Below are 23,280 nucleotides of genomic sequence, written 5' to 3' on the forward strand. Positions count from 1 at the left end.
CGTTGGAGGCCTTCATCCGTTCACAGAACACAAAGATGATCGTCAGATCGAGTGGTCGCACTCCCTCGACCAACGTCCCCGGACATCACAGCTAGAACGCGAAACGGCGCGCCGGGATCTGGTCCCGGCGCGCCGTTTTCGGCGGAGCTGCTTACTTGGCGGCCACCACGTTCACGGGGAACGTCGCGGTCACCTCGGGGTGAAGCTTGACCTGCACGTTGTACGAGCCCGTGGTCTTGATGTGACTCGGGAGCTCGAGACGGCGACGGTCGAGCGACGGACCGCCGGCGGCCTTGACGGCCTCGACGATCTCGGCCGGGGTGATCGAGCCGAACAGGCGGCCACCCTGGCCGGAGCGCGCGCTCAGCGAGACCTTGAGACCGGCCAGCTGGGCCTTGACCTCGTTGGCCTGGCCGAGGTCACGGATCTCACGGGCCTCGCGGGCCCGCTTGATGACCACGACCTGCTTCTCGGCGCCCTTGGTCCACTGGATCGCGAAGCCCTGCGGCAGCAGGTAGTTACGGCCGTAGCCGTTCTTGACCTCGACGATGTCGCCGGGCGTACCGAGGCCCGAGACTTCCTGGGTGAGGATGATCTTCATATTGGTGATCCTCCTCAGCGCGCCGTCGCCGTGTACGGCAGAAGCGCCATCTCACGGGCGTTCTTGACCGCGCGGGCGATCTGCCGCTGCTGCTGGGAGGTCACCCCGGTGACCCGGCGGGCACGGATCTTGCCCCGGTCGGAGATGAACTTCCGCAGCAGGGCGGTGTCCTTGTAGTCGATGTAGGTGATCCCGTCCTTGTCGAGCGGGTTCACCTTCTTCTTCGGCTTGCGAAGCGCCGCAGCCTTAGCCATTGCTCTTACTCCTGAACTCGGTAAGCCCTGGACGGGCTAGAAGGGAGGCTCGTCGTCGAACGAGGAGTTGCCGCCACCGCTCCCACCGGAGCGGTTGCCGGAGGCCGGAGCAGCCGTGGCCCACGGGTCGTCGAAGTTGTTGCCTCCGCCGCCACCGCCGCCACCGGACTGCTGACGGTTGCCACCGCCAGCGCCGCCGCCACCACCGGAGGCGCCGAAGCCGCCACCTCCGCCACCGCCGGAGCGGTTCATGCGCTGCACCTTCGCCGTCGCGTACCGCAGCGACGGGCCGATCTCGTCGACCTCGAGCTCGTAGACGGTGCGCTTCTCTCCCTCGCGGGTCTCGTAAGACCGCTGGCGCAGCCGGCCCTGCACGATCACCCGAGCGCCGCGCTGCAGCGACTCGGCGACGTGCTCGGCGGCGTCACGCCAGATGTTGCACGCGAGGAACAGTGGCTCGCCGTCTTTCCACTCGCCCGACTGCCGGTCCAAGGTCCGCGGCGTGGACGCGATGCGGAACTTGGCCACCGCCGCACCCGACGGGGTGAAGCGCAGCTCGGGGTCGTCGGTCAGGTTGCCGACGACCGTGATGGTGGTTTCTCCTGCCATGATCTTCTCCTCGCCGCTCTGCTCGTTCGTAGGAGGTTCTCAGAACCCCCCGACAAAAAACGAACTCAGCGGGTCTCGGGCCGGATGACCTTGGTACGGAGGATGTTCTCGTTGAGCCGGAGCTGACGGTCCAGCTCGGCGACGGCCTCGGGGGTCGCCTGAAGGTCGACGACGGCGTAGATGCCCTCGGCCTTCTTGTTGATCTCGAACGAGAGCCGGCGACGGCCCCAGACGTCGAGCTTCTCCACCGAGCCACCCGCGGTCCTGATGACGTTCAGGTACTGATCGAGCGACGGGGCGACGGTGCGCTCCTCGAGCGAAGGATCGAGGATCACCATGAGTTCGTAATGACGCAAGACGTTCTCACCTCCTGTGGGCTTTGCGGCCACGGTCTCTCCGTGGCAGGAGGTCTTGTGTCGCTCGCAGCAAGAAGCCGTGGGAGCTGAGCTGACCCACGGCCGCACTGCGAACCGGGCAAGCATACCCACCACTCGCCCCGTACCAAAAAGAAGGACCCCGTCTGTGAACGGGGTCCTTCCTGGTGGAGCCGCGGGGCGCCCGATCCGCATTCGCTGGGTGGGACCTGGGGAGGAACGACCACACCGATGAGGTTGGACGCGGCCGCCCCGCGGAGCTTGTGGCCGTAGCCTACGCCGTTATCGCCCGATTTGCACGTTGCGACACGATTGCCCGAATAGTGGCGGCGCCGACTCCCAGAACGCAGACCGCGGCGATCACGGCGAGCAGGCCGATCGGTCCGCCGTCACTCATCGGCCGCATCGCGGCGACGGGCTCGGCCGCCGCGGCCTCCGTCGGGGCCGAGGTGGGTGCCGCCGGTGCGGCGGCCACGGGCTCCAGGTCGATTGGCGGTACGCCGTGCAGCAGCGCCCGCTCGTCACCAGGCGGCATGCCCGCGAACGCCGGCGCGCTGCCACCCGCCGTACCGCCCGGGACCCTGGTCTTGACCTTAGGAAGGTTGTCCGCCCCGCCGTGCGGCATCGTCTGGACGGCGTCCGTCGCGGCCTGGGTCACCGCCGAGGTCGGCGGGGCCGCCGGCGGCCGCCCACCCGGACGCGAGGCCGCCGATTTCACCCGGGAGGGTCGCTCGCCCGGCGTGGCGGAGTCGGCCCGCCGGGTTCTCGACGGCTCGTCGCCACCGGACGGGGCCATGGAGACGGGCTCGGGATCGGCCGACGACGGCCCCGGGCTCGGATCGGGCATCGCCGCCGCCGCCGAGGGCGAGGCCGTGACCATCATCGGCTCGGCTTCGTCGTCGCCGAGCGGGCAGTTCGGCTTCAACGTCACCGCCGTGGTGCCCCGCCGGAAGACCACGTCGGTCGCCGAGTCGTCCGGCAGCGTGCCCTTCGAGTCGCCGCCGAGCAGCAGCTTCGCCGCGTACCCGGTGCGGTTGACCACGCGGATCGTGCTCTGGGCGGGCACCGTCATCGACTCGACGTCGGGCCTCGACTCGCAGGAGACGCCCAGCATGCCGCCCCCGGCGAAGGTCACCTGGCGGGCCCCCTCGGGGATCCGCTGGGCACTCGCGGTGCCGTTGACCAGCATCGGAGCGCCGAAGATCAGGCCGCCCAGCGCCAACGCCGTGACCCGCTGCCGGAACTGCCGCGACATGCACCATCTCCCAGTTTCGTCACCGGCTCGTGCCGGTCCGTGAACGTGATCAATGGAGGTAACGAGGCCCGCCGGAGCCCGGTGACGCCGGGGCGAGAGTGTCGGACCCTCGTCGTAGTCTCGACCCCATGCGCATCGGAGCCCATGTCGATCCGACCGACCCCCTCGAGGCGGCACGCGAACGCGGCGCCGAGGCGGTGCAGTTCTTCCTGACCGACCCGCAGGGCTACAAATCACCCAAACCGCGGGACGACGCGGCGGCCCTGCGCGAGTCCGAGGTGGACATCTACATCCACGCGCCGTACATCGTGAATGTCGCCTCGCCGAACAACCGCATCCGCATCCCCAGCCGCAAGCTGCTGATGGCGCACGCCAAGGCCGCTGCCGAGCTCGGCGCGAAAGGCCTGATCGTGCACGGCGGTCACGTCGGTAAGGACGCCGATCTGGCCGCCGGTTTCGACAATTGGCGCAAGGCGTTCGACTATGCCGAGTCCGACGGCGGCCTCCCGTTGCCGATCCTCATCGAGAACACGGCCGGCGGTGACAACGCGTGCGCCCGCCGCTTCGACGATCTGGCCCGCCTGTGGGAGGCGGTCGGTTCCTACGGCGCCGGGTTCTGCCTGGACACCTGTCATGCCTTCGCCGGCGGCGAGGACCTGGTCGGCATCGTCGACCGGGTCAAGTCGATCACGGGCCGCATCGACCTGATCCACGCCAACGACTCCAAGGGCGGTTTCGACTCCGGTCAGGACCGCCACGACAACCTCGGCAATGGCAAGATCGACCCCGAGCTCGTCGTGGCCGCGATCCGGGCCGCCGGCGCGCCGGCCGTCGTCGAGACGCCGGGCGGCGCCGAGGGCCAGACCGCGGACATCGCTCTCCTCCGGGCGGGGACGGGTCGCTGACACGCCGGCAGCACGGGGAGAGGTCATGACCAGCGAGCAGTCGAGGCAGCCGACCTCGCCGCCGGCCGACACGTTGCGGCCCGCGGTGCCGACAGAAGCGACGCCCGCCATCCCACGGCAACCGGGCCCCTCCGACGCCGACTCGACCGCGCCCGCCTCCACCCCGGCCACCCCAGCGCCCGGCAAGCCGGCCGGCGCCGAGCAGCCGGCGGGCGCCACGCCGCCGAAGCCCGCCCCGGCCGAGGTCAAGCCGGCCAGCACCCAGGCGACGGAGCTCAAGCCGGATGAGAAGCCGGCTAAGGATCCCGCATCGACGCCGGTCAAAGGTCCACAAAAGGCTTCCAAAGCGGACGAGCCGCTGCCGACTGAGCGCCCACCCGGGGTCCCGCCCGACCCGTGGACGGCCTTCGCCACCACCCCGGAGCGCCCGCCCGGCTGGTTCCGGCGCACCACCCGGGCCGGCCTCCGCTCCCTCGTCCACGAGTACGCACTGGTCATCTACGCCGGCCTGCTCCTCGCCGTCGCCCTGACCTGGCCCACCCTGCGCTACCCGCTGCACACCCTGCCCCAGGACATCTGGGATCCGTCCCGCCAGGCCTGGCAGATCGCCTGGGGCGGCCACATCCTGCTGCGCGACCCGGCCCTGCTCTGGCAGTCCAACGCGTTCTTCCCCGAGGCGAACAGCTTCGCCTACGGCGACAGCCTGCTGGGGTACGCCCCGTTCGGCATGATCGGCGAGGGTCCCGTCGCGGCCGTGCTCCGCTACAACATCCTCTTCGTGCTGGCCCACGCGCTGCTCGCCATCGGTGGTTACGCCCTGGTCCGCCAGCTCGGCGCGGGCCGTACGGGGGCCGCCGTGGCCGGGGTCGCCTTCGCCTACGCGCCGTGGCGCCTGGCCCAGGAGGGCCACCTCGACATCGTCTCGGCCGGCGCCATTCCACTCGCCCTGGCGATGCTGGCCCGCGGCCACGGCTGGTCGCTGCGGCACGGCTACCGCCGGCATCGACGGCACACCGGCTGGGCCGCGGCCGGCTGGCTCCTCGCGATCTGGCAGATGAGCCTCGGCTTCTCGCTGGGTGTGCCCTTCCTGTTCGTCCTCGGCCTGATCCTGCTGGTGCTGATCGTCGTGGTGCCGATCCGCTGGTGGCGCCGCCCGGCCGATCGTCCGGTCCTCGGCTGGCGCCTGCTGCTCACCGACACGCTGGGCCCGCTCGTTCTCCTCGGCGTCTCGGCCCTGATCGCCTATCCGTACTTCAAGGCGCCCGCCGGCGGGCCGGCCACCACCGAGATCGCCTTCTTCTCGCCCCCGCTGCGCAGCCTGCTGATCGGCCCGGCCGAGTCGCGCATCTGGGGCGCGCCGCACGAGGTGCCGCGATCGTCGCTGAGCTGGCCGGCCGAGATGGGCCTGCTGCCCGGTTTTGTGCTCTACGCGCTGGCCCTGGCCGGTCTGGCGTTCTCCATCTGGACCCTGCGCCAGCGCCTGCTCCTGCTGGCCGGGCTGGTCGTCACGATCATCCTGACCCTGGGCACCAATTTCTTCGACGGCCGCTGGACGTATCTCCCGCTTTTCGGCCACCTGCCGGCCTCGCTGGGCCTGCGCATCCCCGGCCGCCTGATGCTCTGGGCCACCCTGCTCCTGGCGATCCTCGCCGCCGGCGCCGTGGCCGAGTTCGTCCGCCGGGCCGAGCAGCTGGCCGAGCAGCGCATCCCGCCCTGGCCCGGCCCGTGGCTGCGCCTGGCCACCTTCATCCCGCTGCTGCTGGTCTTGCTCGAGGGCTGGAACGCGACCGCCCACCCGGTGGCGCCCACGCAACCGCTGGCCATGCGGACCGTCACCGGCCCGATGCTGGTGCTCCCGACCAGCGCCCTCACCGACCAGACGGTCATGCTGTGGTCCACCAGTCGTTTCCAGCCGATCGCCAACGGCGCGGGCGGCTTCGCCGCGGGCCGTCAGACGATCCTGCGCCGCAACGTCGAGTCGTTCCCGTCCACGGAGACTGTCCAATACCTACGGTCGCTCCGTGTCGACAAGGTGCTGCTGCTGCGTTCGCAGGCCGTCGGCACCCCCTGGGAGCGCGCGGGCGACGTCCCCGTGGACGCCCTGGGCATCCGCCGCGAGGACCTCGACGACGCCGTCGTCTTCTACCTGACCGACCCCGCGGCTCCGGCCAACCCGCCGACCCAGCCGTCCGCGCCCGCGAACCCCTCCCTGCCGCCAGGTGCCGTCCCCACCGGCCCGGCCGGCCAGCAAACCGTCCCCGGCGGCCTGGCCGGCCAACCGACCAACCCCAACGGCGCCCCGATACCCCAGCAGACCAACCCCGCCGGTGGCGCGACCCTGCCCGCAACCGCCGCTCCGGCCGGCGCCACAACCCCGACCTCCGTCACCGGCTGAGCCGATCGGCCGAATTGCCCGGCGTTTCGGAGAACGGTTTATCCCGACAGCGGCACTGACCCGGTCAGGCCTGGGCCGTCCCCAACATGGCCGGCAGCGGCGGGCCGGCCAGCGCGAGAGGGTGGGGCCTGGCCACAACCGTCGGCAACGCCGGGCCCAGCGACGCGCTGACCGGTCAGGCCTTGGCGGTTTCCAGTACGGGTGGCGGCGGGTCGGCCGGGGCGGGGGAGCGGTCCAGCCCGAACGCCCGGCGCAGCCGGCCGATCCAGGGGGCGTCCGGGCCGTTGAGCGTGCCGCCGTCGGGGTCGTCGGCGTAGTTCAGCCGTACCGCGTCCAGCTCCGGCTTCCACACCTCGCGGACCACCAGGCCGCACAGGACGGCCACGGTGATCAGCCGCAGTCCGGAGGCGAGCACGAACGTGCCCTCGGGGATGACCGGCTTGCCACCGGCCCCGAGGAGCTCGGCGTAGAAGGCGGTGAAGTAGCCGAACTCGGCCACGGTCCACGCGATGATCGCGCCCCACTTCGGGCGGGCCAGCACGATCAGCGGGAGCAGCCAGAGCACGTACTGCTGGGACCAGACCTTGCTGGTCAGCAGGAACGCGGCGACCACCAGGAAGGCGAGCTGGGCCAGACGGGGCCGGCGCGGCGCCAGCCAGGCCAGCACAGCGATGCCGGCGCAGCAGAGCGCGAACAACGCGTACGAGACGTAGTTGAGGGTGGGCACATGATTGCTCAGCCACTGGAACGGACCCTGATCGCCCGGGGTGCCGGCGAACCATTTGCCGTCGAGGTAGCGGCCCACGTACCAGAACGTGCCCCAGTCGATCGGGCGTTCGTCGTTGAGCCGGAAGAAGCGCAGCCAGCTTTCCCTGTACCACCAGAAGACCGGGAAGTTGACCACGACCCAGGTGAGCGCCGTGGTGCCCGCGGCCCAGAACCACGGGCGCAATGATCGGGACCGCAGCGCCAGCAGGAAAAGCGGCCCGATGATGAACAGCGGCCACAGTTTCGCCGCCGCGCCCAGGCCGAGGAACACACCCGCCCAGGCCGGATGCTTCTTCGCCCACAGGTAGAGGCCGATCGCGGCGAAGCCGATCGCGAGGAAGTCCCAGTTGACCGTGGCCGTGAAGAAGATGATGGGGGACACCGCGAAGATCGCCGCGTCCCAGGGCCGTCGTCGTCGCAGCGCGAGGATCACCGCGGCGGTCACCACGGCCAGGGCGGACAGCACGAGCGCGTTCGCGTTGTAGAACCAGGTGCCCTGGTTGATCTCGGGGTGCGATTCGCCGTACGCGTGCACGGGCAGGCCGAGGGCGCCCATGAGGTAGCCGGTGACGACCGGGTACTCGACCGGATGGTCCACGTACGGGACCTTGCCCTCGTTGAGGCCCTCGGCGTAGTAGAGGGCGAGCACGTCGGTGTAGCAGAACCTCGTGTACTGGACGTTCTGCTGCCAGTCGCCGCTCTGGCAGGGCGATTTCTGCACCCAGGAGAAGGCGAGCGTCAGGCACGTCAGCGCGAGGATGATCCGGGTCGCCGTCCAGAACCGGCCGGGCCGGTTCCCTGGTCGCACCGCGTGCGAGCCGAGGGGGCCACCGATCGCCTGGGAGAGGCCGCGCACGAAGCCGTCCGAGGTCGCGGGCGCGCTCGGTTCCTCGGGGCGGTCGATGTCCTCTGACCGTTGCGTGCTCATGTCATGGCATCATGCCGTACTCCGGAAGCGACTTCGGTTACGACCTACGCCCAAAATCGTCCGAATCCCTGGAAAGACGAAGCCGGCGCGCACCCTGGACGGATGCGCGCCGGCTGTGGCGTCTTACGCCGGGCGGCTAGTCGCCGCCCTGGGTGGTGGGCAGGTTGGTATTGCCTCCCGCTCCACCGTTGTTGTTGCCGCCGCCGTTGTTGTTACCACCGTTGTTGTTGCCGCCGTTGTTGTTGCCGCCCGGGTTGCCACCGTTGTTGGTGCCCGGGGTGCCGCCGTTGTTGTTGGGCTGGTTGTTGTCACAGCCGAAGATCGCACCCAGCGGGCACTGCTGGTTGGGGTCGGGCTGCTGGACCGGCGGCGGCGGGGGCTCCTGGCCGTTGGCGTACGGGCTGTCGGCGTTGCCGGTCTCGACACGCTTCGGGAAGTCCTCGTTGTCCCACTTCATCGCCTCGGCCGAGGCGTCGAGGAACTTCTTCCAGATCTTGGACGGCGTGCCGGCGCCGAACATGTCCTTCTTGCCGTCCTTGAGCTCGACCTTGTTGCCCTTGCCGCCGACCCAGACCGTGGCCGCCAGCTGGGGGATGCCGCCGGCGAACCAGGTGTCACCACTGCCGCCGTTGAACTCCCAGGTACCACTCTTGGCGATCGACTCGCGGCCGCCCTTGAGGTCGCGCTCGTCGACGTCGACGATCTCCTTCATCACGCCCTGCAGGTTCGACATCTGGGCCTCGTCGAAGACCCGCTTGCCGGCCGCCTTCTGCTTGTTGATGATCGTCACCTTGCCGGTGTCCGAGTCGACCTTGCGCACTTCCTTGATGAAGTGGGTGTTGTTGCGGACACCGCCGTTGACGATCGTGGCGACACCGGTGGCGTGCTCGAGCGGCACGACGCGGTACTGACCGAACGCGACCTCGTTGTCGAAGTTCTTCTTCCAGGTGGTCGCGTCGGTCTTGGTCAGGTCGACCATCGGGCCCTTGTCCGGGAACATGTGCTCGACACCGGCGTCCACGGCGGCCTGGATGACCTTCTCACGGCCGATGCCGTCGGCGATCCAGTAGAAGGGGAAGTTGTACGACTTGATCGTCGCGAACTCGAGATCGCAGTACTTGATCTTGCCCTTACAGACCGCCGAGTCTTCCGCGCCGGCGTTGCTGATCTTCTTGCCGTTCGGCCGCAGCTTCGTGCCGTCCCAGGTCGTCTTGAAGGAGATGTCCTCCTTCAGCGCGGCCGCCAGTGTGTAGAGCTTGAACGTCGAACCCGGCGACTGGCCACCCGTGATCTTGAGGGTCTGGCCGTCCATGTAGCCGCCGTAGTCCAGGCCGTTCGCGTCGTCACCGGCGTAGTAGCCGAGGACCGCACCGGTCTTGGGGTCGATACCGATCACCGCCGCCTGGTACGTGGCGGGCTTGGAGTTCATCGGCGACGTCTCGCTCTTGCGCGAGCCGGCCTCCTCGGCCGCCTTCTGCACCGCGGGGTTGATCGTCGTGGTGACGGTCAGGCCACCCTTGTCGAACTCCTGCTGGCTGATGCCCATCTCGGCCAGCTCGGCGCGGACGTGGCGCATGACCACACCGACCGGTCCCGAGGTGGCTGTGCTGGAGCCGGCCTTGGCGATCGGCTTCACCTTCGGGTACTTCCGGGCGTCGTACTCCGCTTGAGTGATCCACTTCATCTCAAGCATGTTCTTCATCGTGTACTCCCACCGGTCCTTGGCGGCGGTGAGGTTGTAGTTTGGGTCGTAGCCCTTGTGCCCGTTGCCGGGCTCCGGCTCCGGCTGCTTGATGATCGAGGCGAGCACCGCGGCCTCGGACGCCGTGATGGCGTTCTTCTGGCCGGCCGGCGTCTTGACCGACTTGCCGAAGTAGCCCTGCGCCGCGGCCTCGATGCCGTACCTGCCCTCACCCAGATAGATGTAGTTCAGGTACATGCCCATGATCTGGTCTTTGTTGTACTGGCTCTCCAGCTTGCGGGCGATCACGGCCTCGCGCAGCTTGCGGTTGATGCTGATCGCCTTCAGGTCGGCGGCGTGCCGCGCGTACTGCTGGGTGATCGTCGACGCGCCCTGCGTCGCCCCGCCGGTGAAGTTGTTCCAGGCGGCGCGGACGATGCCCTTCATGTCGATGCCGTGGTGGCTGTAGAAGTTCTTGTCCTCGGCCGCGGCGACCGCGTGCTCGACGACCTTGTTGATGTCCTTCTCCGGCACGACCGTACGGTTCTGCTCGCCGAGCTTGGCGATCGTCTGACCCGTCGAGTACTTGATGACGTTGGACTGCTCCTCGGACACCGGCGGCGGCAGGTCGACGTCGTCGAAGAAGTACGTGCCGCCGACGACGCCGGCGCCGAGCAGGATGACCATGACGGCGGCCGCAGCGGTCAGGATGTTGGTGCGGCGGCGGCGCTTGGCCGCCTTCGACTTGTCCTTGCCGCGACCGGAGCGTCCGCCACCGCCGATGGCGCCCTCGTCGCCGGGCGGCGTGCTGACCGGGCGGACCGCGGCGCGGGCCGAGGCGCCGGCCGCGCCGACCCGGGCCGACCCGACCGAGGCGCTGCCGACGGACGCGCTGCCGACCGAGGCCCGGCCCGGAGTGGCCGAGCCCACCGAAGCGCTCCCCACCGAGGCGCGGCCGGGTGTGGCCGAGCCCACCGAGGCGCTGCCGGCCACCGAGGCACGGCCCGGTGTGGCCGAGCCCACCGAGGCGCTGCCACCGACGGACGCGCGCCCTCCGGCACCGCGCCGGTAGGCGTCCGGCGCCGGCCGGGCCGAGGCCGAGTACGAAGAGGACTGGTCGTCGTCAGGCGTGGAGCTCGCGGACCCGGGCACCCGGGCCCGGGCGCGCGAAGACTGCGGATCGCCGTACGAGTTCATTCGGTCACACCTCGGTCGCGGGGGCGCAGACAAAAGGAGCCCTGGAGGGGCCCCCTGTGTCTGCGCCACGAGCGGACGATATGGGCTGCGTACCGGCAGCCGCCCTGTCGGATGTCGTGAATGACCGAACATGGCGCTGGATGCGCGGTTCGGTCGGGGTCGTGCTCACGGTAGCCGGATCGAGCCACATCATCAGCGGCCGTCCCAGCGGGGGAACGACGACGCCGAATCGCGGTGGCGGCCCGCGGTGGCCGAGGCCGCCATGGCCTCGACCTGATCAAGCTCGTCGGCGGTGAGCGCGTCCCGGCCCAGGAGGTACTGCTGGGTCAGGTGATTCCACGCGCAGGACTGGCACACCTCCACGACGAACACTTGGAACTCACGCAGCGTCATCGCCAGGACCGGCAGCTCCGCGAGCTTGCGGGCCTGGCCGGCGGACTGCTTGAGCTCATCGCCGTAGATGTAGTGCACGAGGGTCAGATTGTCGCGGCGGCAGATCGGGCAGCGGTCTTCGGTCGGCTCGCCATGGAATCGAGCAGCGCTTTTCAGGTACGGCGAGGCATCGCACACCTCGAGCGTCCCGATCTTGCCGTTGTGCACGTCACGCAGCACTGCCCGCTTCTGTAGCGAGTAGTCCACCACCTGCCGCTGCGTGCGCATGGCGAAGAGAGTACGCGGTCCGAGGGCGAGCGGCGATATCCATCACGGAGCGTGGCGTGGCGGTGGCGCAGTCATGAACAGCTTGCACAGTTTTGCCGACGGATCTACGGTAGCGATGTATCGGGCCGATACATCGAGGCACAGACAAGGGGGGACGATGCTGGAGTTGGCGATCCTCGGCCTTCTTCAGGAGACCCCCATGCACGGCTACGAGCTCCGCAAGGAGCTCGCGACCAAGCTCGGCACGATCCGCGCCGCGATCAGCTACGGCACCCTCTACCCGACGCTCAAGCGCCTGCAGACAGCCGGCTTCATCACCGAATCGGCCTCCGATCCGTCGATGATCCCCCCGATGACCAGCAAACGGGGCCGCGTTGTTTACAAGATCACTGCGGACGGCAAGGAGCGGTTCGCCGACCTTCTGGCCCAGGCCGGCCCCGAGACGTACGACGACGCGGGCTTCGGTGTCCACTTCGCGTTCTTCTCACGGACCGATCGCGCCACCCGGCTGCGGATCCTCGAGGGTCGCCGCCGCCGGATCGAGGAGCGCCGGGAGGGCCTGCGGGACGTGCTGTCACGTGCCGCCGGCCGGCTCGACGCGTACACCCTGGAACTGCAACGTCACGGACTGGACGCCTGCGAGCGCGAGGTCCGGTGGCTGGAGGAGCTCATCACCAACGAGCGCTCCGGCCGCGCCCCGGCGGCCTCCGCCGGGACCTTCGACCTGCCCGCCGAACCGCTACAAGAGCGAGCGGCCGGGGAGTCACCCCAAGAACAACCGCGTCCGCATCAGGACCGGCCGTGATGAACAAGGAGGCAAACGCGATGGGCTCCGTCCGCGTCGCCATCGTCGGTGTGGGTAACTGCGCCTCGTCCCTCGTGCAGGGCGTGGAGTACTACAAGAACGCCGACCCCAACGACCGCGTCCCGGGTCTCATGCACGTGACCTTCGGCGACTACCACGTTTCCGACGTGGAGTTCGTCGCGGCGTTCGATGTGGACGCCAAGAAGGTCGGCATGGACCTCTCCGACGCGATCAACGCCAGTGAGAACAACACCATCAAGCTGACCGACGTGCCGCCGACCGGCGTCAGCGTCCAGCGTGGACCAACCTTCGACGGTCTGGGCACCTACTACCGCGAGATCATCGAGGAGTCCTCGGTCGAGGCCGTCGACGTCGTCCAGGCGCTCAAGGACGCGCAGGTCGACGTGGTCGTCTCCTACCTGCCGGTCGGCTCCGAGCAGGCCGACAAGTTCTACGCCCAGGCCGCGATCGACGCCGGCTGCGCCTTCGTCAACGCGCTGCCCGTCTTCATCGCCTCCAACCCGGAGTGGGCGCAGAAGTTCACCGACGCCGGTCTCCCGATCGTCGGCGACGACATCAAGAGCCAGGTCGGCGCCACGATCGTGCACCGCGCCCTGGCCAAGCTGTTCGAGGACCGCGGGGTCGAGCTGCTGCGCACGTACCAGCTCAACTTCGGCGGCAACATGGACTTCATGAACATGCTGGAGCGCAACCGCCTGGTCTCGAAGAAGATCTCGAAGACCCAGTCGGTCACCAGCCAGATCCCGCACGAGATGGTCAAGAGCGACGTGCACATCGGCCCGTCGGACCACGTGCCGTGGCTCGACGACCGCAAGTGGGCGTACATCCGCCTCGAGGGCCGCTCGTTCGGTGACACCCCGCTCAACGCCGAGCTCAAGCTCGAAGTGTGGGACTCCCCGAACTCGGCCGGCGTGATCATCGACGCCGTCCGCGCCGCGAAGATCGCCAAGGACCGCGGCATCGGCGGCCCGATCCTCTCGGCCTCGTCCTACTTCATGAAGTCCCCGCCGGTCCAGTACAACGACCACGACGCCAAGGAGGCCGTCGAGGCCTTCATCCGCGGCGACATCGAGCGCTGACCAGCGACCCCAGCGAGTAGCTGAAAAGGCCGGCCCTTCCGGGGCCGGCCTTTCTGCACTTCAGGACCAGGCGCGGGCCAGGGCGACCCGGGCTTCGAGCTCGAGGAGCTTCCGTTTGCGGTCGAGGCCGCCGCCGAAGCCGACCATCTTGTTGTTGGCCCCGACGACGCGGTGGCAGGGGACGATGACCGGGATCGGGTTGTGGTTGCAGGCCGTCCCGACGGCGCGGGCGGCGCCGGGGTCGCCGAGGGCGGTGGCGATCGCGCCGTAGGTGATCATCTCGCCGTACGGGATTGCGGCGATCTCGGCCCAGACGGCGCGCTCGAACTCGGAGCCGCCGCGCGCCTCGAACGGCACGGTGAAGTCGGTCAGCTCGCCGGCGAAATACGCCCGCAGCTCGGACAGGGCCGGATGGTCGCCGGCCGGGCCCGGTCGCGCCCCGAAGCGGACGTTGACGACCGTGTCGCCCTCGACCACGACGCCGAGCGGCCCGATCGGCGAGTCGATGACGTGCATGGCCTCATTCTGCGCCCGGGGTACGACAACTTCGAAAATCCATGCAAGCCTTTCCCGCCCGCGGGCGTCATACACGGGGGAGGTGGCGCGTGCAGCAGTCGCTGGAAGCGGAGTTCACCGCGTTCGTCGCGGAACGGGGGCAGGTGCTGCTCCGGATCGCGCATGCGCTGACAGGGGATCGCCGCACCGCGGAGGACCTGGTGCAAGGGGCGCTCGCGAAGGCGTACGCCCGCTGGCCGCGCATCCACGGGGATGCCGAGGCCTATGTGCGGCGGATCATCTACAACGACCGGGTCTCCGGCTGGCGGCGTACCGGGCACGGGCGGGAGGTCCCGATGGCCGAGGTGCCGGACCGGCCCGATCGGGAACACGACGTGACCGAGCGGCTCGCCCTGCGCGAGGCGCTGCTGAGCCTGCCCGCGCGGCAGCGGGCGGTGCTGGTCCTGCGCTACCTGGAGGACCGCACCGTCGAGGAGACGGCCGAGGTGCTGGGCTGCCGGCCCGGGACGGTGGCCAGTCAGACCTCGCGGGCGCTGGCCAAGTTGCGGGAGAAGAGCACGTGGCGACTGGAGGCCTCGCGATGACCCTGGAGGAAGACGTGCGCGCCACCGTCGGCGATCTCGCGGCCGGGGCGCCGATGGCGGTGGGCCTGGCCGACGCCGCCCGTCGGCAGGGCCGCAAGATCCGCCGACGCCGGCGCGCGGGCGTGGCTGGGGCGACTCTTGCGCTCATAGCGGTGGCCTTCACCCCGTACGTCCTGTGGAAAGACGACAAAGCCCCACCGGTCCCGGTGAGCCCGACCCCCACCCCCACCGCGACCACGACGGCGGTACGCCAGACCACCGCGGCCAAGAACTGGGCCAAAGCGCCTCTGAAATTGCCCGGCGGCGCCATCGTCACCGCGGTGACCAGGAACGACGTCGGCCGGGACCGGAAGGCCGGCCGCACCCTGCAGACCGGCAACGTGGTCCTCGACCGGTCGACCGGGCAGTATGTGGCGCTCAAGAACGACTACTACACGGTGTGGGGCGCGCCCGCGAGGAATCGCGGTGTGGTCAGCGACGGGGCCAGCGGCCTGGGCCTCATCCGGGCCGACGGCAGCATCAAGTGGGTGCGGATCGGCTACACGCTCGATCCGCAGTGGTCGCCCGACGGCACCCGCCTGCTCGCCTCGACGCTGACCGGCTACACGGTGTTCGACGCGGCCACCGGCAAGGCCAGCCGGCACACCGTTCCGGAGGCCATGGCGGCCTGCCCGGACAACTGCTTCTTCACCTGGCTGCCGGACGGCAAGAGCATCGCCCTCGCCCGGCGTGACCTCACCGTCACCCAGTCCGAGGACAAGGCCGACATGGTCGCCGAGGTCGCCGTCTTCGACGTCGCAACCGCCCGGCAGGTACGCACCCTGCCCGTGCCCGGCGTTCCGGTCAGCGGAAACGCCTGGTCGCCGGATGGCCGCCGGGTCCTGCTCGAGACCACCGAGCTGGGTGGTGGGCCGGGACGGCGGGTCGCCGACACGACGACCGGAAAGATCATCAAGCAGATCCCCGAGTCGAACGCGCGCTTCCTGCCCAGCGGTCAGATCCTCGGGCTCACCGACAAACGGGCCACCCTGTACGACGCGAACGGCACGGTCGTCGAGGTGATGACGCTGCCCCGCGACTTCCGGGAGCGCACGGTCAGCGCCGGACTGCCCTAACCGGGCAGGTGCCCGTTGTCGCGGGCCCACTTGTAGAGCTCGGCCTCGGCCTCGTCCCGCGTCAGCGGCCCGTGGTCGAGGCGGAGCTCCTTGAGGTGACGCCACGCCTGGCCCACGACCGGGCCGGGTGGCACGCCGAGCAGCTCCATGATCGCGTTGCCGTCGAGGTCGGGCCGGACCCGGGCCAGGTCCTCCTCGGCGGCGATGCGGGAGATCCGCTCCTCGAGCGCGTCGTAGTCGGCCGCCAGGTTGGCCGCCTTGCGCCGGTTGCGGGTGGTCACGTCGGAGCGGGTGAGCTTGTGCAGGCGCTCGAGCAGCGGACCGGCGTCGGTCACGTAGCGGCGCACCGCCGAATCGGTCCACTCACCCCGGCCGTACCCGTAGAAGCGCAGGTGAAGCCCGACCAGCTCGACCACGTCGGAGGTGATGTCCTTGGGGTATTTCATGGCCTTCATGCGCTGCTTGGTCAGGCGCGCGCCGACCACCTCGTGGTGGTGGAAGCTGACCCGGCCGTCCCGGCCGACGGCCTTGGTGGCCGGCTTGCCGACGTCGTGCATGAGCGCGGCCATCCGCAGCACGAAGTCGGGGCCGTCCTCGCCCTCGAGACGCATCGCGTTCATCACGACGATCAGCGTGTGCTCGTAGACGTCCTTGTGCTGGGCGTGCTCGTCGATCTCGAGCTTCAGCCCGGAGATCTCGGGAATGAAACGGTCGGCCAGGCCGGTGTCGACCAGCAGCCGGATCCCGGCGATGGGGTCGGCGCCGCACATCAGCTTGGTGAACTCGTCCCGGATCCGCTCGGCGGTGATCCGGTCGAGATCGGCGCACATTTCCGACATGGCGGCGATGACCGGCGGATCCACAGTGAACTGCAGCTTGGCCGCGAAACGGGCCGCGCGCAGCATCCGAAGTGGATCATCACCGAAGGACTGCGAGGGCGCGGCCGGGGTCCGGATCCGCTTCAGATCAAGATCCTTCAGGCCGCCGTACGGATCGGTGAACTCATGCCCTGGCAGGGACACCGCCATCGCGTTGATCGTGAAATCGCGCCGTTCGAGGTCCTCGAGCAGCGACGTCCCGTACTCGACCACCGGGTTGCGCGTGACCCCGTCGTACGCCTCGGCCCGGAAGGTCGTGATCTCCAGCCGGAGACCGTCCTTCTGGATGCCGATCGTGCCGAACTCGCGCCCGGTCTCCCAGATCGCGTCGGCCCAGCCCTGCACCACCGCCAGGGTCTGCTCGGGCCGCGCGTCGGTGCAGAAGTCGAGATCGTCACCGAGGCGGCCGAGCAGCGCGTCCCGCACCGACCCGCCGACGAGGTGCAGCTCGTGGCCGGCGGCGTGGAAGCGGCGCCCCAGCTCATCCGCGAGGGGGGACACACGGAGCAACTCGGCGACCGCGTTCTGTTGGGCGGAATTCAACACAGACATGGGATTACCAGGGTATCGGCCTTCAGTCTGTTCAAGGGCGGCGGGTGGGGCGGTCGGATGGGGGTTAGCGGAGCCGGGTGACAGCGGGCAGGATGGTCGGGTGCCCGTATCCGAGGCGCTTCGTCTTCTTGCCACGAACCCCGCGTTCTGGACGGGTGACAGCGCGATTACCGACGACGCCGACCAGCGCGAACTCCGGGTGACCCTTCCAGTCACCGGTGGTTACGCGCTCGTGCTCGATCTCGACCTCGTCACCGGCGAGCGCACCCTGGGCCTGCGTGGCCCCGCCTCCAGCGAGCCGATCCAGCTCGGCGCCGCGCCCGCCGACGGCCCCTTCCCGGCCGCGCTGCGCTGGCCGGAGCTCGATCTCTGCGCCCGGGTGATCGCCTGGGAGGACCCCACGCTGCCGCATCCGGGCCTGGTGGTGGCCCTGTTGTCTCCCTTCGCGCCGGACACCGAGGAGGATCCCGCCGCGACCGCGATGCGCCGCGCCGCCTACCGCTCGCTGCAGCGGGAGGTGGCGCCGGCGGTCTCCGCCGGCCCCGAGCAGACCCCGTTGCCGCTGTTCGCGAGCGACGAGTGGTGGCCGGCCCCGCCGGTCGAGTCGCCCCAGGTCCTCGACGAGGACACGATCACCGCCATGACCAGCCCCGATTGGGCCTTTCGGGAGGTCCGTGGTGGGTCGCGCTTCCCGCGCGAGTCCCTGGCCGATGTCGTACGCCGCGCCGGCGAGCACCTGAAGCTCGTGCCCCACCAGCAGTGGTACGCCGACACGTGGCCCCTGGCCCGGGAAATCCTGGACACAGGTGACCTTCGGCGCATTCCCGCCCTTCTGGCTGCACTGACCGAGGCCGGCTGCGATCATCCGACGGTGCTGGACGCCCTGAGTGAGCCGCTCGTGCCGGCCGAGGCGTGCTGGATGGTGGAGACCCTCGCCGGGGCCGCGCCCGGCACCCTGCTGGGACGACAGTTTTAAGGTACGTACGTGTTGTACGACGGTCGGGAGCGGCATCAGGTGAACAGCGGTCTTTACCGCAGCGCGCACGCGGCGCCGGACGGCCGGCCGCTGCGGCCGGAGGACGGCGTCACGATCATCTCGGTCGAGGAGCAGCTGCCCGGCGCGGCCGCCACCGGCGGTGAGGCGCTGCCCAGCGACGACACGGGCAACACGACCGCGCACAGCGCCATGATGGCGATCGGCAGCTTCGTCAGCCGCATCATCGGCTTCGTCCGCAACGCGCTGATCGGCATCACCCTCGGCGCGGGCATCGGTGACGCGTTCACCAGCGCCCAGTTCCTGCCCGGCCAGATCTACGAGCTGCTGCTGGGCGGCATCCTCTCCAGCGTGCTCATCCCGTTGCTAGTGCGGCGGCGCAAGGCCGACCCGGACGGCGGGCTCGAGTTCACCCGCAAGCTGCTCACCTTCGCGGTCGTGTCGCTCGGCCTCGCCACCGCCATCGTGGTGGTGGCGGCGCCGCTCATCACCGCCATCCAGTCCAGCAGCGACAACACGCCGGCCTACCGCAGCCTGGTCACCCACTTCGCGTACCTCATCCTGCCGATCATCTTCTTCACCGGCCTGTCCGGGCTGATCGCCGCGGTGCTCAACGTGCGCGGGCACTTCGCCGCGCCGACCTGGGCCCCGATCCTCAACAACATCGTCGTGATCGCGGCCTGCGGCGTGTTCATCGGCGCCTTCGGCACGGCCAAGGGCCTGCAGCCCGAGGACATGACGCCGGCGCGGATCGCCGTCATGGGCGGCGGCATGCTGCTCGGCATGGTGGTCCAGGCGGTCGGTCTGCTGCCGGCGCTGCGCAAGGTCGGCTTCAGCTGGAAGTGGCGCTGGGATCCCCGGTCGCTGGGGCTCGGCGAGATCGGCCGGCTGGCCGGCTGGATGCTCTGCTACGTCGCGGCCAACCAGATCGCCGTCTTCGTCGTCGTCCGCATCCTCAACCGGGTCGCCGGCCAGGACAGCGCCAGCGTGCTCGCCTTCAACAACGTCTTCCTGTTGCTCACCATGGCGCACGGCATCATCGGCGTCTCGGTGATGACGGCGCTGCTGCCCAAGATGAGCGCCGCCGCCGCCGACGGCCGGTACGCGGAGGTGAGCGCCGACCTGAGCCGGGCCATCCGGCTCGTGGTCACCGCGCTGGCGCCGATCGCGGTCATCTACGGCGTGCTCGGCGCCCCGATCGCGGTCACCCTCTTCCAGGGCGGCGCCTACGACAACGGCGACGCGCTGGCCACCGGAACGGTGCTCGTCGTGGCCGCGTTCGCGGTGCTGCCGTTCTCGATCAGCCAGCTCTGCACCTACACCTTCTATTCTCTGCAGGGCAACAAGACCGCCGCCCTGATCAACCTGCCCGTGGTGGCCGTCCGCATCGCCGCCTATCTGGTGCTGGCGGCGGTCCTGGACAGTTCGCTGTCGGCGGCCGGGATGACGGCCGGCAACGGCATCTCGTACGCGGTCTCGGCGCTGATCTCCATCGCGATCCTGCGCCGCCGGATCGGCCGGCTCAATCTCGGCTCGCTCGCGGCCGGCCTTGTCAAGATCATCGTGGCCGCGGCCATCGCCGCCGCCCTCGGCCTGCTCGTGGTGCACTTCCTGCCTGGCGCCGGCTCGCCGTCGGGCCGGGGGGAGGCGCTGATCCAGCTGGCCGCCGGCGGCGCGGTGATCCTCGTGGGCTATCTCGGTGCGGCAACGATGTTGCGCGTGGCCGAGGTGAATCAAGTTGTCGGCATGGTCCGCCGCAAGATCGGCCGCTGAGTCGAGACGGTTCTCTAGCTGCGGCTTTTCCACCTAACGGCGCGGACGATCATCTACAAAGCCGGGCATTTCGCGGTGCCGCGCCGGGGGGACGACCTGCCGCGGCATGGCCCCGGGCGGGTATGGTCGGTGTCGGCATGTGCTCTTCGCACGCCACGTTTCACAAGCCAAGCCAGCACAAGCCAGCACAGCCATACCAAGCCAGCACAGCCACACCAAGCCAGCACAGCCACTTGCGCCCAGCACGGTCCGTGCGTGGAGCACTGAGGAGGACGGGTGACCCAGGTCGGCGAAGGCCATGAGACCGCGGCCGATGCGGACGGGCCGGTCATGACCTTTGGTGCCCCCGCTGCCGGAGAGGTCCTGGCCGAGCGTTACCGCCTCGAGGAGCACGTCAACAACGACAGCGCCGGCCGGCAGGTGTGGCGCGGCATCGACGTCATCCTCCGGCGCCCGGTCGCGGTCGTGCTGCGTTACCCGGGCGGCGACTCCGCCTCCGAGATGCTGCAGGCCGCGGTCGACGCGAGCCGCGTGATACACCCCAGCCTGGTCGGTGTCTACGACGCGATCGACGAGGGCACCCGGTCGTACGTGGTGCGCGAGTGGGTCGACGGCGAGTCGCTGCGCGAGCTGGTCGCCACCGAGGGCCCACTCGACCCCGGTCGCGCCACCACGATCGCCCACGCGATCGCCGACGCGCTGACCGCTGTGCACGCCACCGGCATGGTCCACGGCAACGTGCATCCCGGCACCGTGCTGATCGGTGACGACGGCCGGGTGGTCCTGGCCGACGCCCGCGCCGACTCGGCCGACGACATCGAGACCGACGTCCGCTCGATCGGCGGCATTCTCTACTTCGCGCTCACCGGCCACTGGCCGCGCACCGAGGTCCGCGACTCCACGCTGCCCGACGCCAACCGGGACGCCAGTGGCAACCCGGCCGCGCCGCGCCAGCTCCGCCCCGGCGTCCCGGCCTACCTCGACGACCTGACGATGGATCTGCTCGACCGCCGCGTGGCCGCCCCCGAGGCGGACGCGCTGACCGCCGAGCTGTCCCGGCTCGACGCCGCCGAGGACGAGTACGAGGACGTCGGCCCCCTGCGTTTCGCGCAGAGCACGACCAGCGAGCCCACCCGCAGCACCCCCAAGATCGTCCTCGGGGTGGCCGCGCTCGTGGTCATCGCCGTGATCGGCCTGGTCTTCGGCATCCGCGCGATCACCTCGTCGAGCGACCCCAACCCGTCGAACACCACACAGGCCAACGCGGGCGCCGACAACAGCACGGCGAACAACGAGCAACCCCCGGCCCCGACGCCGAAGAAGATCGCCCTCACCGGTGACATGGTGCGCATCGTCGACCCGCCGGACGGCGACCGCGAGGACACCGGCCAGGCGAAGTACACGGTGGACAACGACCCCGACACGGCCTGGACGACCCAGCGCTTCAAGCAGGCCAACTTCGGCAACCGCAAGCCCGGCATGGGTGTCCTGATCAACCTCGGCACGCCGCGCTTGCTCTCCGAGATCGAGGTCGAGTTGTCGCAGTCGGGCGTCACGATGGACATCCGCGCCGGCACGAGCGACCCGGGTGACAGCTCCGAGGGCGACGCCAAGATCATGCAGACGTACAAGCGTCTCGGCGACGGCGACACCACGACCGACGGCACCCGCGAGATCTTCTCGCCGTTCGACCCCAACACCAAATATCAGTACGTCCTGGTCTTCCTGACCAGTCTGCCCAAGGCCGAAGAGGGCGGCGGCTACAAGGTCAGCGTCAACAAGATCGAGGTGTCGGGCTACTGAGCGGGTCCCGCCGCCGGGCGCGATCCGGTTAGATTGCTCCCGTGACTTCCGGGGACGGTGCGAGCGACGCCGACCTGCTCCGTGCTCATGTCGAGGGCGACAAGCAGGCGTTCGGTGAGCTGGTGCGCCGCCACCGGGACAGGCTGTGGGCGGTCGCCCTGCGCACGATCGGCGACCGCGAGGAGGCCGCCGACGCGGTGCAGGACGCTCTGCTGTCGGCCCATCGCAACGCCGCCCGGTTCCGCGGTGACTCGGCGGTCACGACCTGGCTGCACCGCATCGTGGTGAACGCCTGCCTCGACCGGATCCGCCGCCGCCAGGCCCACCCGACGGTGCCGATGCCCGACGGCAGCCGTTCCGACGACCGGCCGTCCGGTGTGGAGCCGGCCGCCCCCGTCCAGGACCACGAGACGGCCCTGCTGGTCCGTGAGGCGCTCGCCGCCCTGCCGGTCGACCAGCGGGCCGCCATCGTCCTGGTCGACGTGCAGGGCTACCCGGTGGCCGAGGCGGCCGAGATCCTCGGGGTGGCGGTCGGCACGATCAAGAGCCGGTGCGCCCGCGGGCGAGCCAAGATGGCCTTGGCGCTGGGAGACGTCGTTCAACCCGCGGCTCAACCCGCGCGGGGAGACGTCGCTCACCCCACGCCGGGGAACCAGGAGGCGTCCACATCCGTCCCATCGGGACCGGCGGCGGATCGGAGGGACCAGAGGTGACCGGGGCCGACTTCAGCGGGGTCGACATCGACCTGCTGGCGGACTACATCGGCGGCGCGCTCGAGGGCACGCCGGACGAGTCCGTGGTGGCTGCCCGGATAGCCGACGACCCGCGGTGGCACGCCGCCTACGAGACCCTCGGCGGCCGGATGGCGATGGTCGGCGCCGAGCTGGGCCGCTTGGCCCCCGAGCCCATGCCGGCCGACCTGGCCGCCCGGCTGGACGACGCGTTCAGCGCCCCGCCGCGCCTCGAACTGGTGCACGACGCCGCTCCTGTGTCCCGGCGGAGGCAGCGGCGCTGGGTGACCCCGATCGCCATCGCCGCCGGAGTTGTCGCCTTTGTCGGTTTCGGTCTGGACTATCTGGCCGGCCGGACCGATTCGAACGACCAGGGGACCAGCAGCGCCGCCGGCGTGGCCGAGCAGTCGACGGCCGCCCCGCAGATCCTCTCGACCGGCACCGACTACACCCGTTCGACCCTCACCGCGGAGCCGGTGCAGCCCCTCACCGCGGCCACCACGCCCGATGAGCCGCTCTCGGCGCAGAAGAACGGCGACCGTAGCGCCGCCACCCTGCCCGAGTTGTCCCGCCTCATGCCCCCCGAGGCGCTCCAGGAGTGCCTCGACGCGATCCAGCAGGAGAACGCCGGCGGCCCCCTCTCGGTCGAGTCGGTCGACTACGCCCGGTTCGACGGCGCCCCGGCCGTCATCGTCCGTTTCACCGCGGCCAACGGCCTGTGGGCCTGGGCGAGCGGCCCGGCCTGCGGCACGCTCGCCGGCGACGCGGACACCCTGGCCAAACTCCCGGTACGCTGATCAGC

The 23,280-nt window shown here is 70.0% G+C and carries 21 protein-coding genes; 11 read left to right on the forward strand and 10 right to left on the reverse strand.

Annotation, left to right across the window (positions count from 1 at the left end; translation table 11 throughout):
* Nucleotides 1–151: 151 nt before the first annotated feature.
* From rplI to AB0J66_RS31375, 5 genes are all read right to left on the reverse strand, one after another.
* Nucleotides 152–601, reverse strand: coding sequence for a 50S ribosomal protein L9 (gene rplI / locus AB0J66_RS31355; RefSeq protein WP_364668281.1), 450 nt, complete (start codon nucleotides 599–601; stop codon nucleotides 152–154).
* 14 nt (nucleotides 602–615) lie between these two features.
* Nucleotides 616–855 carry a 30S ribosomal protein S18 gene (rpsR, locus tag AB0J66_RS31360; protein ID WP_007073789.1) on the reverse strand — a complete coding sequence of 80 codons (240 nt, stop codon included), beginning with the start codon at nucleotides 853–855 and terminating at the stop codon, nucleotides 616–618.
* A 36-nt stretch (nucleotides 856–891) separates the two neighbouring features.
* Nucleotides 892–1,464 carry a single-stranded DNA-binding protein gene (locus tag AB0J66_RS31365; protein ID WP_364668284.1) on the reverse strand — a complete coding sequence of 191 codons (573 nt, stop codon included), beginning with the start codon at nucleotides 1,462–1,464 and terminating at the stop codon, nucleotides 892–894.
* A 65-nt stretch (nucleotides 1,465–1,529) separates the two neighbouring features.
* Nucleotides 1,530–1,820 carry a 30S ribosomal protein S6 gene (gene rpsF / locus AB0J66_RS31370; RefSeq protein WP_097325510.1) on the reverse strand — a complete coding sequence of 97 codons (291 nt, stop codon included), beginning with the start codon at nucleotides 1,818–1,820 and terminating at the stop codon, nucleotides 1,530–1,532.
* Between the two features lie 292 nt (nucleotides 1,821–2,112).
* Nucleotides 2,113–3,093, reverse strand: a complete 981-nt coding sequence (locus AB0J66_RS31375; RefSeq protein ID WP_364668287.1) for a hypothetical protein — start codon at nucleotides 3,091–3,093, stop codon at nucleotides 2,113–2,115.
* A 128-nt stretch (nucleotides 3,094–3,221) separates the two neighbouring features.
* Here AB0J66_RS31375 and AB0J66_RS31380 point away from each other — a divergent pair, with 128 nt between their 5' ends.
* The gene (locus AB0J66_RS31380) at nucleotides 3,222–3,998 is read left to right on the forward strand and encodes a deoxyribonuclease IV (RefSeq protein ID WP_364668290.1); all 777 of its coding nucleotides are present in this window, start codon (nucleotides 3,222–3,224) and stop codon (nucleotides 3,996–3,998) included.
* Between the two features lie 25 nt (nucleotides 3,999–4,023).
* Nucleotides 4,024–6,393, forward strand: a complete 2,370-nt coding sequence (locus tag AB0J66_RS31385; protein WP_364668292.1) for a hypothetical protein — start codon at nucleotides 4,024–4,026, stop codon at nucleotides 6,391–6,393.
* A 175-nt stretch (nucleotides 6,394–6,568) separates the two neighbouring features.
* Here the strand turns inward: AB0J66_RS31385 and AB0J66_RS31390 are convergent, their stop codons facing one another.
* The 3 genes from AB0J66_RS31390 to AB0J66_RS31400 all read right to left on the reverse strand — a co-directional run bounded on the left by AB0J66_RS31390 (nucleotide 6,569) and on the right by AB0J66_RS31400 (nucleotide 11,627).
* A complete protein-coding gene (locus tag AB0J66_RS31390) occupies nucleotides 6,569–8,089 on the reverse strand; it encodes a glycosyltransferase 87 family protein (protein ID WP_364668295.1) in 1,521 nt (506 codons plus the stop codon).
* Nucleotides 8,090–8,225: 136 nt separating this feature from the next.
* A complete protein-coding gene (locus tag AB0J66_RS31395; RefSeq protein ID WP_364668298.1) occupies nucleotides 8,226–10,967 on the reverse strand; it encodes a transglycosylase domain-containing protein in 2,742 nt (913 codons plus the stop codon).
* A gap of 192 nt (nucleotides 10,968–11,159) precedes the next feature.
* On the reverse strand, nucleotides 11,160–11,627 hold the full coding sequence (locus tag AB0J66_RS31400; RefSeq protein WP_364668299.1) for a DUF5318 domain-containing protein: 468 nt from the start codon (nucleotides 11,625–11,627) through the stop codon (nucleotides 11,160–11,162).
* A 157-nt stretch (nucleotides 11,628–11,784) separates the two neighbouring features.
* Between AB0J66_RS31400 and AB0J66_RS31405 the strand changes: the two genes are divergently transcribed.
* Both AB0J66_RS31405 and AB0J66_RS31410 read left to right on the forward strand, forming a co-directional pair.
* On the forward strand, nucleotides 11,785–12,432 hold the full coding sequence (locus AB0J66_RS31405) for a PadR family transcriptional regulator (RefSeq protein WP_364668301.1): 648 nt from the start codon (nucleotides 11,785–11,787) through the stop codon (nucleotides 12,430–12,432).
* A 20-nt stretch (nucleotides 12,433–12,452) separates the two neighbouring features.
* On the forward strand, nucleotides 12,453–13,532 hold the full coding sequence (locus tag AB0J66_RS31410; protein WP_364668709.1) for an inositol-3-phosphate synthase: 1,080 nt from the start codon (nucleotides 12,453–12,455) through the stop codon (nucleotides 13,530–13,532).
* A gap of 60 nt (nucleotides 13,533–13,592) precedes the next feature.
* Here the strand turns inward: AB0J66_RS31410 and AB0J66_RS31415 are convergent, their stop codons facing one another.
* Nucleotides 13,593–14,048: a methylated-DNA--[protein]-cysteine S-methyltransferase gene (locus AB0J66_RS31415; protein WP_364668304.1), complete on the reverse strand. Its 456-nt coding sequence runs from the start codon at nucleotides 14,046–14,048 to the stop codon at nucleotides 13,593–13,595.
* An 89-nt stretch (nucleotides 14,049–14,137) separates the two neighbouring features.
* Between AB0J66_RS31415 and AB0J66_RS31420 the strand changes: the two genes are divergently transcribed.
* Entirely contained in the window at nucleotides 14,138–14,632 is a 495-nt protein-coding gene (locus AB0J66_RS31420; RefSeq protein ID WP_364668306.1) for a SigE family RNA polymerase sigma factor, read from the forward strand.
* Complete coding sequence (locus tag AB0J66_RS31425) at nucleotides 14,608–15,747, forward strand: WD40 repeat domain-containing protein (protein ID WP_364668308.1); 1,140 nt, start codon at nucleotides 14,608–14,610, stop codon at nucleotides 15,745–15,747. Before AB0J66_RS31420 ends, AB0J66_RS31425 begins: the two co-directional genes overlap by 25 nt.
* Here the strand turns inward: AB0J66_RS31425 and AB0J66_RS31430 are convergent.
* Nucleotides 15,744–17,177 carry a CCA tRNA nucleotidyltransferase gene (locus tag AB0J66_RS31430; RefSeq protein ID WP_364668311.1) on the reverse strand — a complete coding sequence of 478 codons (1,434 nt, stop codon included), beginning with the start codon at nucleotides 17,175–17,177 and terminating at the stop codon, nucleotides 15,744–15,746. The genes AB0J66_RS31425 and AB0J66_RS31430 overlap by 4 nt on opposite strands.
* A gap of 100 nt (nucleotides 17,178–17,277) precedes the next feature.
* Here AB0J66_RS31430 and AB0J66_RS31435 point away from each other — a divergent pair, with 100 nt between their 5' ends.
* The 5 genes from AB0J66_RS31435 (at nucleotide 17,278) to AB0J66_RS31455 (ending at nucleotide 23,275) form a co-directional block, all read left to right on the forward strand.
* Nucleotides 17,278–18,153: a hypothetical protein gene (locus tag AB0J66_RS31435; protein WP_364668313.1), complete on the forward strand. Its 876-nt coding sequence runs from the start codon at nucleotides 17,278–17,280 to the stop codon at nucleotides 18,151–18,153.
* A 39-nt stretch (nucleotides 18,154–18,192) separates the two neighbouring features.
* Complete coding sequence (murJ, locus tag AB0J66_RS31440) at nucleotides 18,193–19,944, forward strand: murein biosynthesis integral membrane protein MurJ (RefSeq protein WP_364668712.1); 1,752 nt, start codon at nucleotides 18,193–18,195, stop codon at nucleotides 19,942–19,944.
* Nucleotides 19,945–20,220: 276 nt separating this feature from the next.
* A complete protein-coding gene (locus tag AB0J66_RS31445) occupies nucleotides 20,221–21,747 on the forward strand; it encodes a protein kinase family protein (protein WP_364668316.1) in 1,527 nt (508 codons plus the stop codon).
* 41 nt (nucleotides 21,748–21,788) lie between these two features.
* A complete protein-coding gene (sigM, locus tag AB0J66_RS31450) occupies nucleotides 21,789–22,460 on the forward strand; it encodes an RNA polymerase sigma factor SigM (RefSeq protein WP_364668319.1) in 672 nt (223 codons plus the stop codon).
* Nucleotides 22,457–23,275: a hypothetical protein gene (locus tag AB0J66_RS31455; RefSeq protein WP_364668322.1), complete on the forward strand. Its 819-nt coding sequence runs from the start codon at nucleotides 22,457–22,459 to the stop codon at nucleotides 23,273–23,275. Before sigM ends, AB0J66_RS31455 begins: the two co-directional genes overlap by 4 nt.
* Nucleotides 23,276–23,280 lie beyond the last annotated feature (5 nt).

Source organism: Actinoplanes sp. NPDC049598 (assembly GCF_040675435.1).
Lineage (GTDB): Bacteria > Actinomycetota > Actinomycetes > Mycobacteriales > Micromonosporaceae > Actinoplanes.

What these genes read in the sequence shown, in the direction of transcription:
- AB0J66_RS31430 (WP_364668311.1), bottom strand. Translation starts at nt 17,177, where the DNA reads ATGTCTGTGTTGAATTCCGCCCAACAGAACGCGGTCGCCGAGTTGCTC.
- rplI (WP_364668281.1), bottom strand. Translation starts at nt 601, where the DNA reads ATGAAGATCATCCTCACCCAGGAAGTCTCGGGCCTCGGTACGCCCGGC.
- AB0J66_RS31400 (WP_364668299.1), bottom strand. Translation starts at nt 11,627, where the DNA reads ATGCGCACGCAGCGGCAGGTGGTGGACTACTCGCTACAGAAGCGGGCA.
- AB0J66_RS31365 (WP_364668284.1), bottom strand. Translation starts at nt 1,464, where the DNA reads ATGGCAGGAGAAACCACCATCACGGTCGTCGGCAACCTGACCGACGAC.
- AB0J66_RS31395 (WP_364668298.1), bottom strand. Translation starts at nt 10,967, where the DNA reads ATGAACTCGTACGGCGATCCGCAGTCTTCGCGCGCCCGGGCCCGGGTG.
- AB0J66_RS31405 (WP_364668301.1), top strand. Translation starts at nt 11,785, where the DNA reads ATGCTGGAGTTGGCGATCCTCGGCCTTCTTCAGGAGACCCCCATGCAC.
- AB0J66_RS31415 (WP_364668304.1), bottom strand. Translation starts at nt 14,048, where the DNA reads ATGCACGTCATCGACTCGCCGATCGGGCCGCTCGGCGTCGTGGTCGAG.
- AB0J66_RS31375 (WP_364668287.1), bottom strand. Translation starts at nt 3,093, where the DNA reads ATGTCGCGGCAGTTCCGGCAGCGGGTCACGGCGTTGGCGCTGGGCGGC.
- AB0J66_RS31410 (WP_364668709.1), top strand. Translation starts at nt 12,453, where the DNA reads ATGGGCTCCGTCCGCGTCGCCATCGTCGGTGTGGGTAACTGCGCCTCG.
- AB0J66_RS31390 (WP_364668295.1), bottom strand. Translation starts at nt 8,089, where the DNA reads ATGAGCACGCAACGGTCAGAGGACATCGACCGCCCCGAGGAACCGAGC.
- rpsR (WP_007073789.1), bottom strand. Translation starts at nt 855, where the DNA reads ATGGCTAAGGCTGCGGCGCTTCGCAAGCCGAAGAAGAAGGTGAACCCG.
- AB0J66_RS31385 (WP_364668292.1), top strand. Translation starts at nt 4,024, where the DNA reads ATGACCAGCGAGCAGTCGAGGCAGCCGACCTCGCCGCCGGCCGACACG.
- AB0J66_RS31380 (WP_364668290.1), top strand. Translation starts at nt 3,222, where the DNA reads ATGCGCATCGGAGCCCATGTCGATCCGACCGACCCCCTCGAGGCGGCA.